Source organism: Candidatus Methylomirabilota bacterium, from assembly GCA_028870115.1.
In the GTDB taxonomy this organism is placed as follows: Bacteria; Methylomirabilota; Methylomirabilia; order Methylomirabilales; family Methylomirabilaceae; genus Methylomirabilis.
The window spans coordinates 17,897-34,900 of the sequence record JAGWQH010000055.1; the positions used below are offsets into that span (position 1 = coordinate 17,897).

The 17,004-nt window shown below is 53.6% G+C and carries 16 protein-coding genes; 2 read left to right on the plus strand and 14 right to left on the minus strand.

Annotation, left to right across the window (positions count from 1 at the left end; genetic code table 11):
* Positions 1–5: 5 nt before the first annotated feature.
* A complete protein-coding gene (locus tag KGL31_06210) occupies positions 6–1,043 on the plus strand; it encodes a hypothetical protein (protein ID MDE2321498.1) in 1,038 nt (345 codons plus the stop codon).
* A 407-nt stretch (positions 1,044–1,450) separates the two neighbouring features.
* Positions 1,451–2,578 carry a glycosyltransferase family 4 protein gene (locus KGL31_06215; GenBank protein MDE2321499.1) on the plus strand — a complete coding sequence of 376 codons (1,128 nt, stop codon included), beginning with the start codon at positions 1,451–1,453 and terminating at the stop codon, positions 2,576–2,578.
* Between the two features lie 191 nt (positions 2,579–2,769).
* On the opposite strand, the gene KGL31_06220 is transcribed toward KGL31_06215, so the two are convergent.
* The 14 genes from KGL31_06220 to KGL31_06285 all read right to left on the minus strand — a co-directional run bounded on the left by KGL31_06220 (position 2,770) and on the right by KGL31_06285 (position 16,886).
* Positions 2,770–3,657, minus strand: a complete 888-nt coding sequence (locus KGL31_06220; GenBank protein MDE2321500.1) for a glycosyltransferase family 2 protein — start codon at positions 3,655–3,657, stop codon at positions 2,770–2,772.
* 155 nt (positions 3,658–3,812) lie between these two features.
* Complete coding sequence (gene wecB / locus KGL31_06225) at positions 3,813–4,916, minus strand: UDP-N-acetylglucosamine 2-epimerase (non-hydrolyzing) (GenBank protein ID MDE2321501.1); 1,104 nt, start codon at positions 4,914–4,916, stop codon at positions 3,813–3,815.
* On the minus strand, positions 4,913–5,299 hold the full coding sequence (locus tag KGL31_06230) for a DegT/DnrJ/EryC1/StrS family aminotransferase (protein ID MDE2321502.1): 387 nt from the start codon (positions 5,297–5,299) through the stop codon (positions 4,913–4,915). The genes wecB and KGL31_06230 overlap by 4 nt, the downstream gene beginning before the upstream one ends.
* Positions 5,202–6,125, minus strand: a complete 924-nt coding sequence (locus KGL31_06235; GenBank protein MDE2321503.1) for a hypothetical protein — start codon at positions 6,123–6,125, stop codon at positions 5,202–5,204. The genes KGL31_06230 and KGL31_06235 overlap by 98 nt, the downstream gene beginning before the upstream one ends.
* A gap of 166 nt (positions 6,126–6,291) precedes the next feature.
* A complete protein-coding gene (locus KGL31_06240) occupies positions 6,292–7,404 on the minus strand; it encodes a DegT/DnrJ/EryC1/StrS family aminotransferase (protein MDE2321504.1) in 1,113 nt (370 codons plus the stop codon).
* Positions 7,404–8,978 (minus strand): Gfo/Idh/MocA family oxidoreductase, encoded by a 1,575-nt coding sequence (locus KGL31_06245; GenBank protein MDE2321505.1) that lies wholly within the window; start codon positions 8,976–8,978, stop codon positions 7,404–7,406. Before KGL31_06245 ends, KGL31_06240 begins: the two co-directional genes overlap by 1 nt.
* 200 nt (positions 8,979–9,178) lie before the next feature.
* Positions 9,179–10,621, minus strand: coding sequence for a sugar transferase (locus KGL31_06250; GenBank protein ID MDE2321506.1), 1,443 nt, complete (start codon positions 10,619–10,621; stop codon positions 9,179–9,181).
* Positions 10,622–10,692: 71 nt separating this feature from the next.
* The gene (locus KGL31_06255; GenBank protein MDE2321507.1) at positions 10,693–10,926 is read right to left on the minus strand and encodes a DUF2283 domain-containing protein; all 234 of its coding nucleotides are present in this window, start codon (positions 10,924–10,926) and stop codon (positions 10,693–10,695) included.
* Between the two features lie 493 nt (positions 10,927–11,419).
* On the minus strand, positions 11,420–11,704 hold the full coding sequence (locus KGL31_06260; GenBank protein MDE2321508.1) for a BrnT family toxin: 285 nt from the start codon (positions 11,702–11,704) through the stop codon (positions 11,420–11,422).
* A gap of 144 nt (positions 11,705–11,848) precedes the next feature.
* A complete protein-coding gene (locus KGL31_06265; GenBank protein ID MDE2321509.1) occupies positions 11,849–12,001 on the minus strand; it encodes a hypothetical protein in 153 nt (50 codons plus the stop codon).
* Between the two features lie 36 nt (positions 12,002–12,037).
* On the minus strand, positions 12,038–12,277 hold the full coding sequence (locus tag KGL31_06270; protein MDE2321510.1) for a type II toxin-antitoxin system MqsA family antitoxin: 240 nt from the start codon (positions 12,275–12,277) through the stop codon (positions 12,038–12,040).
* Positions 12,278–12,583: 306 nt separating this feature from the next.
* Complete coding sequence (locus KGL31_06275; protein ID MDE2321511.1) at positions 12,584–12,988, minus strand: endonuclease domain-containing protein; 405 nt, start codon at positions 12,986–12,988, stop codon at positions 12,584–12,586.
* Positions 12,989–13,033: 45 nt separating this feature from the next.
* Entirely contained in the window at positions 13,034–14,311 is a 1,278-nt protein-coding gene (locus tag KGL31_06280) for a tetratricopeptide repeat protein (protein MDE2321512.1), read from the minus strand.
* A 217-nt stretch (positions 14,312–14,528) separates the two neighbouring features.
* A complete protein-coding gene (locus tag KGL31_06285; GenBank protein ID MDE2321513.1) occupies positions 14,529–16,886 on the minus strand; it encodes a polysaccharide biosynthesis tyrosine autokinase in 2,358 nt (785 codons plus the stop codon).
* Between the last annotated feature and the right edge of the window lie 118 nt (positions 16,887–17,004).

Consider the following 17,004-nt stretch of genomic DNA (forward strand, 5'->3'; position numbering starts at 1 on the left):
GATTTATGACGCTTCTTCAGCAGATCCGCTCCATTCGCAATCGGCTGCGCCAAACCGCCTGGCGGAGACCGGATAGGGATATGGACGGCTGCCGGCTGGATACATGCCTCATAGTGACAATCGATGTGGAAGCTGACTCCGACAAGAACTGGGGCGCACCTGCCGTGCGGACATTCAAGAGTGTCCTCGAGACAATGCCGAACCAACTCCATCCGCTCTTCGCTCGGCACGACGTCCGTCCAACCTATTTGATCAGTCCAGAGGTCCTGCAGCGTAACGACTGCCGAGCCGTCCTGCGCAGCTTAGCGCACTGCGAACTTGGTGCTCATCTTCACGTAGAGGATGTTCCGCCAGAATTCATCGCTGTCGGTCCGACTCGACCCCATCGGGGTATGCAATGGGAGTGCGCCCCTGAGATCGAACGACAGAAGCTCCAGAATCTAACGCAGTTATTCTCGGATGCTTTTGGGAAGGCGCCGCGATCTTTCCGGGCAGGCCGGTTCGGGATAGGTCATCACACTGGCAAGTTTCTGATGGAGTTCGGATACGTAGTGGACAGTTCCGTGACACCGCATGTCCGGTGGACCAGCCAGGACGGCGCTCGATTTCCAGATTTTACTGAGGCGCAGGAACTGCCCTACTGGGCCGCGGACGATGGTGACATCTTCAAGAATGGCGGTTCTGGCCTGTTGGAAATTCCAGTCACAATTGTGGCCGCGCCGGAGGTGCCGTCGTCGAGAGGCAGCAATCCAATATGGTTTCGGCCTTGGTACACGTCTAAGGATCTCCTGCAGCAGCTCGTGCGTGCCACCGCGTCTGCGCCACCCTCGCAAGGTGTTCGGCGCCCGCTGGTCATGATGTTTCACAGCATGGAGGTGGTGGCCGGCGCTTCTCCCTATCCGCAAACACAAGCAGACGTTAAGAAGTACCTGAACACCTTAGGAGCGGTGTTTGATACGGTGGCCGATTGCGGGATCAAATCCTGCACGCTCTCCGAATACAGAGAGAAGTTCCTTGGCGTCAGAAGCCCTGGCTCCTCGTAGCAGGGCCTGGTGCCGGCTGTGACTCGCGCATTCGATGCCTTTCAACTCGTTGACGTTCTCGGTTTTCTCCGAGGTTGTGCTGGGGCTGTACAACCTGCCGATGCCTTGCCCGTCAAGAAGGTCAATCTTTTTTGGACGAGCTATGTGTTCAACGGGGCATGAAATCCGCCTTTCGTCCTGCTGCTGATACTCTCCATGCTGGTTGACTGGTTCACAGCGAAGGGCCTCTATATGGCCTGGGCGACGGGCGCTGGCGGCGCTCCCATTCATTCCGTTTTGGGAAACGCGCAGCTACCTGAAACATTAACAGTGCTTTGATGCGAATAGCGTTTATAACACCAGAGTTTATCACCGACGTGCCAGACGGCGGCGGTCTAGGAAACTACCTGAACAGGATCGGGAAGCTCTTGATTGACCATGGGCATCAACCAGAGATTTTTGTTTCCAGTTCTCTTGAGCCTCGAATCTTGATGCACGAGGGCATTCGGGTGGAGCGGGTTCCGCCGCGGTTGTGGCCTAGAATCCTGGGGCGAGTGTTAACGGTGGCTGGAGATCATTGGGGAACTCTATTTGGGTCGGTTGCGAGGTCGCTTGCACTAACGGAAGCAATGGAACGCAGACACCGAGAACTCCCCTTCGACATAGTTCAGAGTGCAGATTACCTCGCCGTCGGTCTCACTATACGCCGAGCGAAGAGCCGTGTTCATCTTGTTCGGTGTAGCTGGGCGGCTGACTTGTTTAATAAGGTTGATGGGCGCCATCACAGGGCTGCAAGATGGCAAGAAGGATTGGAGCGCGCGGCAATACGACGCGCGGACAAAGCATATGCACCAAGCCAGTTTGTGGCTGAACACTTCCGAACCCGGCACCGAATACCAGTCGAGGTTTTGCGTCCACCACTCGGGCTGGAGGTAGCCTCTTCCGCAAGTCGTCCCTGTGGACTGCCTGAGCGATTCTTTCTCCATTTTGGCCATCTCAGACGCCCGAAGGGAACGCATTGGCTTGGCGAATCGCTCAAGCGCGTTTTCGAGGTAGAACCATCCCTACGGATGGTCTGGGTGGGACGTGGTAACTTCACCGAAGTGGGAACCCTGCTCTCCGGACTTGGGCGGCATCGCTCAAAAGTCCAGGTTCTGTATCCACTCCCAAAACCGGAAATGTACGGCGTATTGCAGCATGCCGATGCGGCCGTACTTCCGTCGCTTGTGGACAATCTGCCAAACACCGTGATTGAAAGTCTGATGGTGGGGATTCCGGTCATCGGAACCCGCGGCGCGAGCATTGATGAGCTTGTTGAACAAGGCGTAACGGGCGAACTTGTTGCTCCGGGTGACGTCGAAGGTCTTGCTTCTGCTATGGTGCGAGTTTGGAGGGGGCAAAGCCCGGTTCGAAAAGGCTTCGTGTGGCGTGGCGGTATTGTGGACGAAATGCAGCCCGAAAGAGCCGTTGAGAAGTTCCTGCAAATGGCTGGAGCGCGGAATGGCGAGAGCTACCCGTTAGTAAAAAGTGCATCATCAGGTAATCTGCGAAGTTAACCGGTGGGGTTGCAGCAGCACAGTGGTGAGTCGCAACGATGAAACCCAAACAGGGTGTCGCTTGGCTCCCAAGATCGGATATCAGCCGAACGCTGGCAAATATTTCGCAAGTTTGCCAACCCGCACAGCGCCTGTCTCAGGCGTGGGGGGAAAGAGGTGCGCAAGCGTTAGGACCTTACGATGCACGGACTTCATACGAGTTTCTTTGGGCGGAACCATCTAACAACATCTCCATACAGAAAGAGTAGCCCCGTTCCAATCACCGCAAGCCAAAACGCAAACCAATTTATCAATGACTTCGGCATATTCTTCTCGAAAAGATACCTGTGATTTCGAAACCTCGTACGCCTAAGCTTCTCAACGCGGTCGCCCCCAATTGGTGATGGGTAATGACTACAACGGGCAGCCGGCACATAATAATTTCGGAATCGTCGCGATACTCGGTATGAAAAGTCCGCATCTTCCATCAGCGCATAACCTTCGAGCGATTCGTCCCAGGAAAACTCCTTGAGTACGCGCTGATGATAAGCTGTTATTCCTCCCGAAAGAAAATCCGTTGCTAAGACCTCTCCATCTTTGTTGCATGGGAATGTCGCCAATCCTGAGCGCAGAAAGCGACCATTACCGGGCCTGCTCAAGCAAAACACACGACAATATAAGTTCAGTAACCATCTTCTGTGAGGAAGATTTACAATCCGACCCATTACTCCCCCAACTTGTCCCGTAACATCATTCTCGAACACTCGAAGAATCTCAGCCAAGAAATCTGGCTCAAGAACAACGTCATCATCAAAAAAGAAGACAACTTCTCCTCTCAGCACACCCAGAGAGACATTCCGCTGGTACGTCAGACCAGGTTTCGAATGCTTGTACACCAAGGGCACTCGCGAGGCGGCAAATGTCTCTTCGATCCGCTTTTTGAGTTGATCTCCTCCGCTCGCGTCGATAATGACAATCTCATCGGGCAAACGTGTCTGGCAAAGAAGCGACTCGATGCAGCGGACAGGATCTTCGAGGCGGTCCTTTGTGCAGATTACAACTGAGACCAAAATTTCGAGATCTCCTCCGGCCACAAACAATCGGGGAGATCCGTGTGTTCCCCACGGATCTCCCAGTGAACTACTGATCTACGCATAAGCAATAGAAATACCATTAGCCCAAGGAAAAGTACCTATGCCGAGCCATCACACCAACGCCCTACGCCACAGCCGACGTCCATAGCTGTGTGCATCGCTCAGTTGATTGTAGCGGCGGATCCTACATGAGCCTTCCAGGACCCGGCCAGAATCCCTACAACGCGCTCGGCAGCGCGGCCATCATCGCAGAGCCTCAGGGGACTTACCGGAATAGCGGGCGATTTCGCCGCAGCCACGATACGGTCGGGGTCAGTGCCCGCTACCGTATTCCAGCCTTGCTCCACTGTTTCCACCCATTCGGTCTCGTCGCGTAGCGTGACACACGGCACTCCAAACCAATAGGCTTCTTTCTGCACGCCTCCCGAGTCCGTAAGAATCACATGCGAACGCTTTTCCAATACCAGCATGTCGAGATATGAGACGGGATCAATCAGGCGCAACGACTGATTGATTTGGAGTGATGGGTGGTGACTCTCGAGGGCTAGGCGAGTGCGGGGGTGGACCGGCCAGATGACAGGATGGATAGCGCTGAGTTCCTGAAGTGCCACAAGGATGGACTGGAGCCTCCTGCCATCATCTGTATTTTCCGCCCGGTGAATCGTGGCGAGGAAGTACCCCTTGGGTTGCAAGTTGAGTCGTGTGAGAATCGCTGATCTGCATTCGGCAATCTGCAAGTTGTTGAGCAGAGCTTCGTACATCACATCGCCCACGAGCTCTACCCCCTTGGTAATTCCTTCCTGCGCCAGATTTTTCACCGCTGTTTCGGTAGGACAAAAGAGTAAAGATGAAAGGTGGTCGGTTATCACCCGGTTGATTTCCTCCGGCATCTGCCGGTTGAAACTCCGCAGACCTGCTTCAACGTGCGCGACCGGAATATGCAGCTTTGCCGCCGCTAAAGCCCCCGCGAGCGTAGAATTGGTATCCCCGAACACCACGACGTAGTCGGGCCGCTCCTTTAGCAATACTTCTTCGATCAGTTTCAGCATCTCGCCGCTCTGCGCCCCATGAGAACCAGAACCAACACAAAGATTGTAATCCGGCTTCGGGATCTCGAGATCCCGAAAGAACAGATCGCTCATGTTGTCGTCGTAGTGCTGGCCAGTGTGAACCAACACTTCGCTTGCCACTTTACGAAATTCACGAGATACCGGGGCACACTTGATAAACTGTGGGCGGGCTCCTACGATTGTAACAATCTTCATCTCTTATAGAATTCACTCAGCACGCTTACGACATATCGCTGTTGAGCCTCGGTCAATTCTGGGTACATTGGTAGAGCCAACGAACCATCCGCGGCAGCCTCTGCGTGAGGAAAATCTCCCTTTTTGTAGCCAAGGTCCTTGAAGCATTCCTGGAGATGCAGGGGAAGTGGGTAATAGATATGCGTGTCCACCCCTGACTCACGAACAAATGCCCGAAGTTGGTCCCGCTGAGGGACGCGGATGACAAGTTGTACGCCGGTTCCTGGACAACCCTTAAATTCCTGTCTAATGGGTGCCACCAGCCATGATTCGTTGCAATAGCCATCTCCGCTCCATCCTGACAAGGGAGGGCTTTGAGATCGTTTGCTCCGTTGATGGCCGATTGTTCTTTAGCCAGTCAAGGAGCTGACTCACTGGAACAAACCACCCAGGACGCTCTGAAACATCTTTCATCACGCGAATAAACCGGGGGTCCAACCGCCCATTACTGACAAATCCGTTGGCAAAGTGAGCGTAAATAATGCAGGCGCCTCTTTCCCGCTGGAGATCGTCAATTGAACCCAAGGTGTGAATGAATCTTTCGACGTCTCCACCGTCCGAAGAAGCAAACCAAAGATTCACATACGGTCTCTGGGGATCGTAGTATGGCATTTCTGGGCACATCTGAAGTGTATTGATCTCCTTAAAAACTAGATTCCGAACGTAACGGATCGTCTCCTTGCAGAGGTCACCCCAGAAATATGGGCTCCCTTCTTCGTCTCCGTGGAAGCGACGGTTCTTTCTAATCGTGAGCGCATGATAAATCGAGCGTACCAGTGGGTCGCTGAATCTCTTTAGGCCCCAGTAAATATTTTCTAGAGCGCTACTATGGTTTGCGTGAATGTAGGGAAGATGCCCAAAGTGATGACAAAACAAGTCCAGCCCCTTTTCTATTCTGTCTCTCGTCGAGCTGCCAGCAGAAACGTTGTGCAACCCGAGTTCGAACCCAGTAGCCTTGATTTGCTTTAGCCATGCAAGGTAGTCAGAGTCCTCGCAAGTAGCACCGGGATGAAACGCGGCCCCAGCGGCCCTTAAAACCCATACCGACTTTGTAGTGCGAAAGCCCAGTTCAGTTAAAAATCTGTAGACGAGGGAAACCTCTTCCAGAACGGCCCCATCGGTATCATCGAATATTGTGAACGCGAACTCCTTATTCTCAGGCCATCTCATACGTCTCGATCCTTCATGTCGAGTTCGCGGAAAAATACCTCACTCGGAATCTCATCGGAGTACCGGCCAGTGTGAACCAACACTTCGCTTGCCACTTTACGAACCTCACGAGATACCGGGGCACACTTGATAAACTGTGGGCGAGCCACCACGACGGTAACAATTTTCATCTTTCGTAGAACTCTTTTATGAGACCCATGACGTATTGCTGCTGGGGCGTGGTCAATTCCGGATATATTGGAAGAGCTAACGAGTCATCCGCGGCAGCCTCTGCGTGAGGACAATCCTCTTTTTGGTAGCCAAGGTCCTTAAAGCATTCCTGGAGGTGCAGGGGAAGTGGGTAGTAGACATGCGTGTCCACTCCTGACTCACGAAAAAATGCCCGAAGTTGGTCCCGCTTAGGGACTCGGATGACAAACTGATTATAGATATGCCCCGGCCTGTCCTGTGGTAGCGTTACGAGACCCGTCAAGCCTGCTTCATCGCATAACATCCGGTACCGCTCCGCATTGCTCCGGCGCATTTCATTCCACGCCGGTAGAAACTTCAGCTTCACTCGAAGAACTGCCGCATGCAGCGCGTCTAAACGAAAGTTTCCTCCGATAATACGGTGGTAATATTTCGGCTTGGAGCCGTGAACTCGCATCATTCGAATCGTCTCGGCCAGCTTTGCGTCATTCGTGACGACCATCCCGCCGTCACCGAACGCACCAAGGTTCTTGCCAGGAAAGAACGAAAAACATCCCATCTGCCCAATGGTTCCGGCATGCCTTCCCGCATTGTCTCGGGATCCGATCGCCTGGGCCGCATCTTCGACCACAACGATCCTACGCTCTTCGGCGACCTTGACGACCAAGTCCATGTCGGCGCACCGCCCGAATAGATGAACCGGCATGATCGCTTTTGTCCGGGATGTGATCTTTTCACACGCTGCCACCGGATCGAGATTGAAGGTCAACGGATCAATATCCGCGAAGACAGGGCGGGCGCCACACCGGGCAATCACTCCGGCCGTAGCAAAAAAGGAGTATGGGGTGGTGATCACCTCATCACCCGGTCCAACGCCGATTGTCATAAGAGCTGCCAACAGCGCATCGGTCCCGGATGACACCCCAATAGCGAACCGACCAGCACAGAACGCGGCGACCTCCTGCTCAAACGCCGCCACTTCCGGACCAAGGATGAACTGTTGAGACTCGCAGACCCGGTCTATCGCTTCTCGGACCTCCGAGCGGATGGTAGCATACTGGGCTTTCAGATCGAGAGACGGGACGGTCATCATGTCAATGACACCATTTGACCTTTCTTTCGATACATTCTCTGGCACACCTGACAGGTACCAGACTCGGCCCGATCATCAATATCGATACGATTCCCACAGACACACATCCATCCGATAATCTTGCCGGGATTTCCAACAAGTAGCGCAAAGTCCGGGACATCTTTCAGAACGACCGCGCCGGCGCCGATAAAAGCATACTGACCGATGGTCACGCCACAGACGATTGTGCAGTTGGCCCCAAGCGTCGCACCCCGCCGGACCAGCGTCGGACGAAGCTCATCCATGCGCCTGATCTCGCTGCGCGGGTTAAACACATTGGTGAACACCATGGATGGACCGCAAAAGACATGATCCTCCAGGGTCACCCCCTCGTACACAGAGACGTTATTTTGTATTTTGACCCCATCGCCGATGTTCACGTTCGGGCCGATCATCACGTTTTGGCCGATCCTGCAATTCTTTCCAACCCTGGAGTTTTTCAGGATGTGGGAGAAATGCCAGATCGTGGTCCCTTCGCCGATCTCAACGCCCTCGTCGATACTTGCGGTCTCATGCGCAGTGTATGGTCGCGTACGTTGTGAGGCAGGTTGATTGATTGGCGCTTCGACGCGCCTGAGACTTTCCTCACAGCCACTAAGAACCGTCAGGACCCGAAGTGCCTCGCTGCCATCGGTCCGTGGCGTAGCGCGTTCTCTGATGCACTCGACAAAATGGGCGCATTCGGCCTTCAATGGTTCGACCCAGTCGAACTCAACAGGCTGAGCCTCAGCTTTGCTGGCAACCGGAATATGATTTTTCCAGTTGATAGAATGGGGATACAGCAACAGCTTGTCTTTCTTTTCCACGTCGTCGAATACTGCCATCTTGCGAGTCCCGACAACAACCAGTTTCTGCTCCTTGAATGGATGCAGCCACGACACAAAGACGTGGGCCTTGACGCCGCTGGGAAACGACAGAAGGCTCACAGTAACATCAGCGATCCGGTCGTCAAGGTAGTTGCCACCCTTGGAGAGAATAACATCCGGCATCTCTCCCACTAAACCCAAGATTACCGAGACGTCATGGGGCGCAAATGACCAGAGGATATTTTCTTCACGGCGGATCTTCCCAAGATTGAGTCGGTTGGAATAGATGTACTGGATTCGGCCAAGTTCGCCTGCTTCAACCAGTTCCTTGAGCTTGAGCACGGCTGGATGATACCAAAGGAGGTGGCCTACCATAAGCACGCGGCGTTTTTCCGAAGCCAGGGCCACGAGTTCCTGACCTTCAGGAACTGTCAGGCAGAGAGGTTTTTCAACAAAGACGTCTTTGCCGGCCAGGAGTGCTCGTCGCACAATGCGCCCATGGGTCTCGGCTGGGGTCGCAATCGCCACGCCAGCTACGTCCGGATCAGCAAGAATTTCGTCGAACGAATCAGCGCATCTTGCCGACGAATATTCTGTAGAGAGCTGCGTTAACCTTTCGTGGCTCGAATCGCAGATCCATGAGAGGACACCAAGGTTGCTGAAGTTGCGAACCAGGTTTGTCCCCCAGTATCCAGCACCAATGCAAGCAATCTTGGTATTACACATTGATTTCACACGCCCTACGGCGCCAACCGTGTTAGAAATCCGACATCCCTCGCGAAAGAACGGACCCAAGCATAAACCGCCGGAGCCTAACCACGTTAAGCAGTTTCAGTATCTCCCACAGAATCTCACAAACCTCCTGTCTCCCGGTCAGAGAAACCATTGGACGAGAAACGTGTAGAAAAGTGGAAAATATCGAGAGGTCAGCGGCCATTTCCACCGAGAACGACCCATAATGTCTTGGTAAGGATGGTGACATCAAGGAGGAGTGATTGATTCTTAATATAGTACAAATCGTACGCAAATTTTTCCCAGCTTTCTTCCACTGATGCAGCGTAATTTCCATTGATCTGAGCCCAACCAGTGATTCCTGGCTTGACCGCAAACCGCAGTGAGTAAAGTGGAATTGTTTCCTGCCAGCCGGTTTGAACCCTCGCGTTAGCTGGATCGTTCTTTCGTTTCCCCTCTCGATATACTGGCACCCGACCTTGAAACTGCCTGATGAACGGCTCTCGTTCAGGGCGAGGCCCCACCAAGCTCATGTCCCCCAAGAGGACATTGATGAGTTGCGGGATTTCATCAAGGCGCGATCGCCTCAAGAAACGGCCGAACCGGGTAATACGCTGATCATTCTCTGAAGCCCAGACAGGGCCGGTGTTCTGCTCCGCATTTTCAGTCATGGTTCGAAATTTCAGCAATTTGAACTTCCGGCCACCTGCACCAAGCCTTTCCTGGACGTAGACAATGCCCCCAGGCGACGTGAGCATGGTTCCCACCATTATGAGAAAAGCAATAGGGGAAAGGAGAACTAACGCAAGGAGCGCCGCTGATTTGTCAATCAACCCTTTGACCCTCTTTGCATATATTGGCGACCGAATAATGCCCATATGTAACAAATAATCCGAAACATAGTGGATCGGTACCTTACCAGTAGTCTTTTCATAGAGATCGGAAAGGTGGATCACCTCCGTTCCATGACGCTGTTGGATAAAAAGCTCCTGACACACGTCATGGCGCGACAAACAGCCGTTTGACGTGATTAGCAAATCAGGCGCTTGCTCAACAAGCACTTTCTCCAAGCGATCCATGCCTCCCAGTATTGTGATCCCATTTCTCTCATCGTTATGGTGAGAAGGCCAGTCATCAACCAGCGCTCCGATAAGCCGAATTCCTGAAGTCTTTATCTCGATCACTTCGTGGAGTAACTGCCCCTCTTCCTTACCCAATCCCAAAAGAAGTGCTCGCCTTTGGAACGATGGGCGGACGACCAGCCGGCTGTAGAGCCTTCTCCAGAGGGCGATACCCAGCGTAACCAAGATCGCGTTCAGCAAATAGACTCCTCGCCCAACCCTCAGTGACCAGTCGACGTAAAATAAGCTCGTCGAAAGCATAAAAGCGCCTATGGACACATACAGTAGGGTCAAGAACTCGGGAAGGGAACGATAGTCTTTTCGTACATCATACTGGTTTCCGATAAACAAAAGAACGATGTACGTCAGTCCGCTGACTAGGAATGAAATAGTGTGCGCTTCAAGGTACTGAACTCCCGGTTCGATTCCCAATCGCAAGAATGCTGAACTGACGATTGAGCCAATGATGATGGCCACATCGATCCCGACAAGCAGCAACTCTCGTTTCCTAGGCATCTCAGTTCTTTCCGATCTGATACTTGAGCGTGAGCAACTGTTTCCTCTTTTTCAGCGCTGGTGACCCTTCATCAGTGGAGATCCTGCCATCCCTTGAGAACTTGCTCCTCTATCGGGACCTTGCTTACGAGGAGCTCTTTCATGTCTACTTTCTTGCTGGCATTATCAATATCAATACCCACGATATTCCCATCAACATCATAATCGAGGATAACTCCTTCCGATATCTCTTTGCTGTCAGCGCTGACCTTGCCCGACAAATCTATGTAGAGAGAATCAGTGTCCGGATAGTATTTCAACTTCATGGCTTATACCCCCAATGTCGTAGGGGAAGGCTTTACGCTCTCCCGTGGGATGGGCGGAGATAAACCCCGCCCCTGCATCCCCCCCATCCTAACCTTCCCCCGCAAGGGGGGAAGGGAAGTGCGGTGGCACCTTCACCCGGTGGGGGGAAGGGAAAGAATCGCCTACCCCGCCGTGCTCATTCCAGCTTGCGAGAGGAGTCCAGATACGAGCGGTCAGGCTCTCTTTGGCTTCGCTGTATGCTTTTTGGGGAGTAGTGGGATTAAACACCGCAAAGCCCTATTTACAGACTCTGAGTTTGGGAAATATGCTCGAGTATCCGGCTCTAGAACCACTATGCCCTCTTTAGGCATCACGTCCTTAACAACAGTTGTACCATCTGCCTTACGGATAGTAATCGTATACCCAGCTTGCATAGTTCTATAATGTTTACCACGCACTCCACCCCTAAAATCATATTCGGCACGCATGTCGTTGTCTTCCACCTGTACCATTTTAGTCGCCACCTTCTTCATAAAGTTTCCGCTCCGATGAGGTCGCCTTACGGCAACTTATAATACGTATATTGGAGCCGCGTTCGGTATAAACTACTACCAGCACACGACCTTTCTCAGAACTACCGAGGTCAATATACCGTTGCTCATCCACCGAGTAGTCAGGATCAGGTACCGTTATTGACAACGGATCAATAAAAACCGTTGTTGCTTCATCAAAAGTGACTTTGTGTTTTTTAAGATTAGCTGCGGCTTTCTTTTCATCCCACTCAAATCTTAGCTTCACTATGGCTCCCCAGAAGGTTCTGTCAATGGGTGCGTGAACGGTGCCAGGCAGCTTTCTCCTCACCCTAGTACACGGTGGTTACTCCAATCCGAGTCGCCGCACCACATCTTCAAATGGCTCGCCGCGCTCCCCTGCGCGAACAGCCTATTTCTGGCGAAAAAGCCTATCTCGCACTGACTTTCTGAACGGCAATCCTTCATCAGGATCGCCAAGTAATTCCAACAACTTCTGCTCGATGGAGGTTTCAATCATCTCCCTGAGTTCGCCTTTTGTCATCTGAGCTACTTTAGCAGTCATACTGACCCTCCAAAAATCCCCCCGCGCCCCCCCATCCTAACCTTCCCCCACAAGGGGGGAAGGGAAGTGCGGTGGCACCTTCTTACCATGAATGGCAAAGAACTGCCGCTCGATTTCCTTGAGAACAACCGCATCGTAGTAAACCATGCCACAATTCAGGCATACTTCAACAGGGGTATTCGGCACCAGCAAGTATTTCCCCTCGTGGCTATAGAGATACTCAATCCTTCGTTCCTCATGGCGGTCACTGCCGCAGAAATTACACACTATTGTTATCTTCCTCTTTATCCTCGCGTCCAAGGGTCGTTCAATAGCGCCTCTTCTACTTGGGCGAAGGTTAATCCATCCGCTCTCCGCTCAATCTCGGCATGATGGCTGTACACATACGTTGTCGCGAACCCTCGCCTTTATCTCTTCAATGTCCATCTCTGCTTATAACGATACTGCGCGTCTGCCTATGTACCGCACACGCCGTCCTTCATTCACCCCCCATCCTCACCTTCCCCCGCAAGGGGGGAAGGGAAGTGCGGTGGTACCTTCACCCGGTAAAGGGAAAGGGTACCCATGGTGGATTCCTCGCCATCACGCCTGACGCTCATCTCCCTTCCGAGGGAGGATTCCCTCTCCGACCTCCTCCCCCCTTGTGGGGGAGGATTCAGGTGGGGGGGTTAATGCCTCCCAGATGACGCGCTTCACCGCATCAGGAGCCTGCAAGACTTCGTGATCCCAAAATCGGAGCACCCGGAAGCCTTGTCCTTCCAACCATGCCGTGCGCTTTGCGTCAGAGTCCGCTTGCTGGGTATGCTGCCCCCCGTCCGCCTCGACCACGAGTCTGCTCCCGAAGGATACGAAATCCACAATGTAGGGTCCAATCGGCTGCTGCCGTCGAAACTTCGCTCCAGCCATCTGTCTCATGCGCAGGGACTTCCACAAGGCCTGTTCTGCATCGGTCATATTTTTCCTCAACCGCCTGGCCCTGCCGTTCATGCCCCCATCCTATCCTTCCCCCACAAGGGGGGAAGGGACATCCAGTCAGTGGATCTTCTTGAGGGACACATGGTCGATCCAGGCTGTACCCGCGATAAGATTATCGATTTTCTGGCTCGGTTCTCGACGGATCCTGACTACGATCGCTTGCGATCGAGAGGACGTCAGAAACGAAGTCTTCAGCTCCGACCAGTCGTGGTCCCCGACGAGTTCCTCTGTTGCGCCATAGAGCCTTCCGTCGAGCAGGTCAAAGGCTTCGATGCGAAGGCCACTCCCGGTCGTGATGCCGTGAGTCTTGATGTAACCGTCCAGGAGATATCTGGTGTCCGGCATGACCCGAACAACCTGTCGAATGCCGGAAAGATCGACATTATGAGTCCCATCGAATGAGATTTTCAGGGACCGGTTCCCCTCTTTCGAATGATACGCATCGATCCCGACATCCGCACCGGCGACGGAATACAGTCTCCAGTCGAATCCCTTCCCCAGCGTCTCATCGCGTTCAAATCCACCATTCCAGATAAGATTGTCCGAGGCGCTGCGATCACCGATCCCCTTCCCCTTCAAAGCCATTGACCAGGCAACCCCTGCCTCCGGTATCTCCTTCTGGGCGAGCATAAAGTCGGCATAGGAAAGCGCAAGGGCAGGATCAATGGCCGGTCCTGCAATCTGGACCAGCCTTTTCCAGACAGCTCGGACGTCGCTGGCTTCCTGATGCCTGATGAGATACCCCAGATAGTCCGACAGCACCTCACGATCCGGCGGCAGAATTGATTCAATGAGATCTGCCGGTGTGGTCAGCGTGCGAACCAACGCGAAGTAGCTCCATCGTTTGCTCCGATCCGTTCTCATGAGATAGGTGAGATTCGCCACCGCCTCGTCAAAGCTTCCAAGCTGGATCTGAAATAGGGCGGCCTCCCAGCGCAGTCTCGCCTCGCTGGGATTGAAACGCAACGCCAGCCTGAGGGCTGACTTCGCCTCCTGAGTCTGCCCCAGCCACCAGTAGGTCCTCGCCACATCGAACCACGTCCGACTTGAGAGGGGATTCTCTCGGAGGACCATTCGATACTGGTTCAGCGCCTCCTGATAATCCTGGAAAGCCACGCTGTAATGGCGGATCCTTCCCACGTACTGATGCTGATACTGGGGGTCTTCAGGATGAGACCGCCAAGCGCGCAGGAGGTCGGGATCATTGGGAAGGGGGGGGATCGCGAAGCTGGCCGCCCAAGGGTGGATGATCACCCAGGCGGTCAGGATGGCGAGGCAGGAGAGCACGAGGAGTGAGGCGGCCTTGCTTGACGAAGTCCTGAGCTCGAAGACCATGCGATCTCACCTCCCATCCTGAAGCCAACGCGGGAAAACTATTCCAGGTCATTAGTTCGAAAGCCTCTCTCGCGGGTCATTGCGAGGGAGTGGAGCGACCGAAGCAATCTGGCCCGAAGGGTCATTCCGAGCAAAGCGAGGAATCTCACCGAACTGCGTGTCGGATTGCCGCGCTCCCGTTGGTCGCTCGCAATGACCACCTGGTTGTGGGTCGTGGTCACGAACTTTCATGCTCATGGGAGTGGGAGGCTCCTGCTGGGGTATGGCTTTGATTATGATGCTCCCTCGCAACGATACCGTGTCGTTCGGATTTCCGATGATAGTAGTGTTGATAGTCCTGATAATACGAATACCCATGGCTATGCAGATCCATATTGTTCAGGACGACGCCCAAGATTTTCGCGTTGACTGCGTTGAGTGTTTTTACCGCTCTTTGAGCGGCATCTCGAACCGTTTTACCTGCACGGATAACAAACAAGGTGCCCTCGGCGAATGTGGACAGCAGAACGCTATCGGTAAACCCCAACACCGGCGGCGCGTCGATAATCACATGCTTGAACTTCTGACAGAGCAGATCCATGGCGTCCTTCATCCGCTCGGAGCCGAGCAACTCCGCCGGATTCAATGGGGATTGTCCCGCCGGCAGCAGATAGAGGTTGGGGATCGTCGTTTGTTTGATCGTGGCGCCGAGCTCTGCATCCCCCACAAGAAAGTTCGACAGCCCGGGCGTCCGATCCTCCCCCAGGATCCGGTGACAATCGGGATAGCGCATATCCCCATCGATGAGCAGAATATCACCGCCGAGTTGCGACAGCGCGATAGCAAGATTGATCGATACTCCTGTTTTACCGTCGCCCGGTTCCGCGCTCGTCACGAGGAGCAACTTGGGAGGGTTCTCCGGGAGAGAGAAGAGGAGCGAGGTCCGAATATTCCGGATAGCCTCACTCACCAACGAGGACTGATCCTGATACATGGCCAGTTCAAACGACTTCGTTTCCTGGCCGTTGCTGGTTCCTTTCAGTCGCCTTCTTCGTTCGGCGGAGGCTAATGCCGGCACGGCCCCCAGAATCGGCAATGCGAACGTCGATTCGACCTCTTCGATCTTATTGACAGTATTGTCGAGGTAGTCGGCGAAGAACGCTAAGCCGATCCCCAGACTCAAACCAAGGACGATCCCGAGCGTCAGGTTGAGCAGCTTCTTAGGGCGATCGGGCCAGAGCGGAACTTTTGCCCGATCGGTGACCTGGATATTCGTGGAATCGAGTCCCACAGAGACGGCCGTCTCCTTCATGCGCTGCAAGAGACCGGCGTACAGCTCACGATTAATATCCACTTCTCGCTTCAGGATGTTGTACTGGATGGCATCTTCATTGGTCTTGAGGGTCACCTGTTTCTGCTGGTCCACCGAGCTTTGTAGCAGATGTTCCGATTTCAGAGCTGCCTCATAACTCGACCGCAGCCCGCCAATAATCTTTTGAACCTCACCATCGAGCCGTGCCTTCACCTCATCGATATTGCTCTTCAGCGCCACCATCCTCGGGTAGTCCGGCAGAAACGTCTCGGAGAGCTTTCTGTATTCGGCTTGAAGGCGGAAATACTCTGTCTTCAAGCTAGTAATCAGCGGATTTTCCAGCACCGATGGAAGCGACTGGGACTCTTGTCCTTGAGCCTGTCGATACAGCGCCTCTTTCGCCAATCGATCGCTGCGCGCTTTCATCAGAGCATCGGTGAGCAGTGAAAGTTGCTTGGTTGTCTGCTCCTGTTTTTCATCGAGCACGAGGTATTGCTTCTGCTTGGCAAACTTTTGGAGCAGTTCATCAGAGCTTTCAAGCTTCACCTTCACCTCTTGAATCTGCTTCGCCAGGAAGTCGCCGGCATATTTCGTCGCGCCCACTTTCTGCTCGATGCTCTGTTCGATAAAGTTTTCTGCCATCGCGTTAGCCACCTGGGCAGAGAGCTCCGGCGAGGTACTAAGGAAAGCGATCTTTACCAGGCGGGTATTCTTGACGGGTTCAATCTCGAGCTTACTCAAAAAACGGTTCACTATAGGCGACTCAATCGTTGACACCTCGCCGGGAACCCGTTGCGTAGAGGATTGTTGCAGCAGAGAGGCAACGATGCCGGCTAACCCGGCCCAGGCATTGGAAACCGGACCACCTGTATCCGTTCCCGAGAATTCCGGGTTGGTTTCAAGTTTGAGTAGCTTCACGACCCGCTCCGCCAGGGAATAGCTCGTCAACAGCTTGTATTGCGTTTGATAATAGTCGTCAGTTTCTTTGTTGACCGACGGCGAGACCTCTTCAAATTTCAGGATCCTGGGTTCTGTTTTGTCAATCTGGATGGTCGCGGCGGCCTTATACACCGGCTGCTGAATGAAGGTTGCCGTCGCCACGGTAATTACCGTGACAAGAAAACAGGTGAGGACGATCCAGCGGTGCTTGAGTAGCACATGCCAGTAGTCTCTGAGATGCGGATCTTTCTTTTGCTCGGGAAACGCCTGGACAGGCCATAGCTGGGGTTTCGCCGGAACTCCGCTCTCGTCCCTCACTTTTACGAGCGCATTATCGGGGTCCATCTATTTTTCTCTCTTGACCTTTTTTGAATCCACTGGGGGTGCATTCCCCGCGACTTGCCGCGAGTACGTCATACCGGCGGAAGCCGGTATTCAGAAGGCCCGACTGGATTCCGGGTCA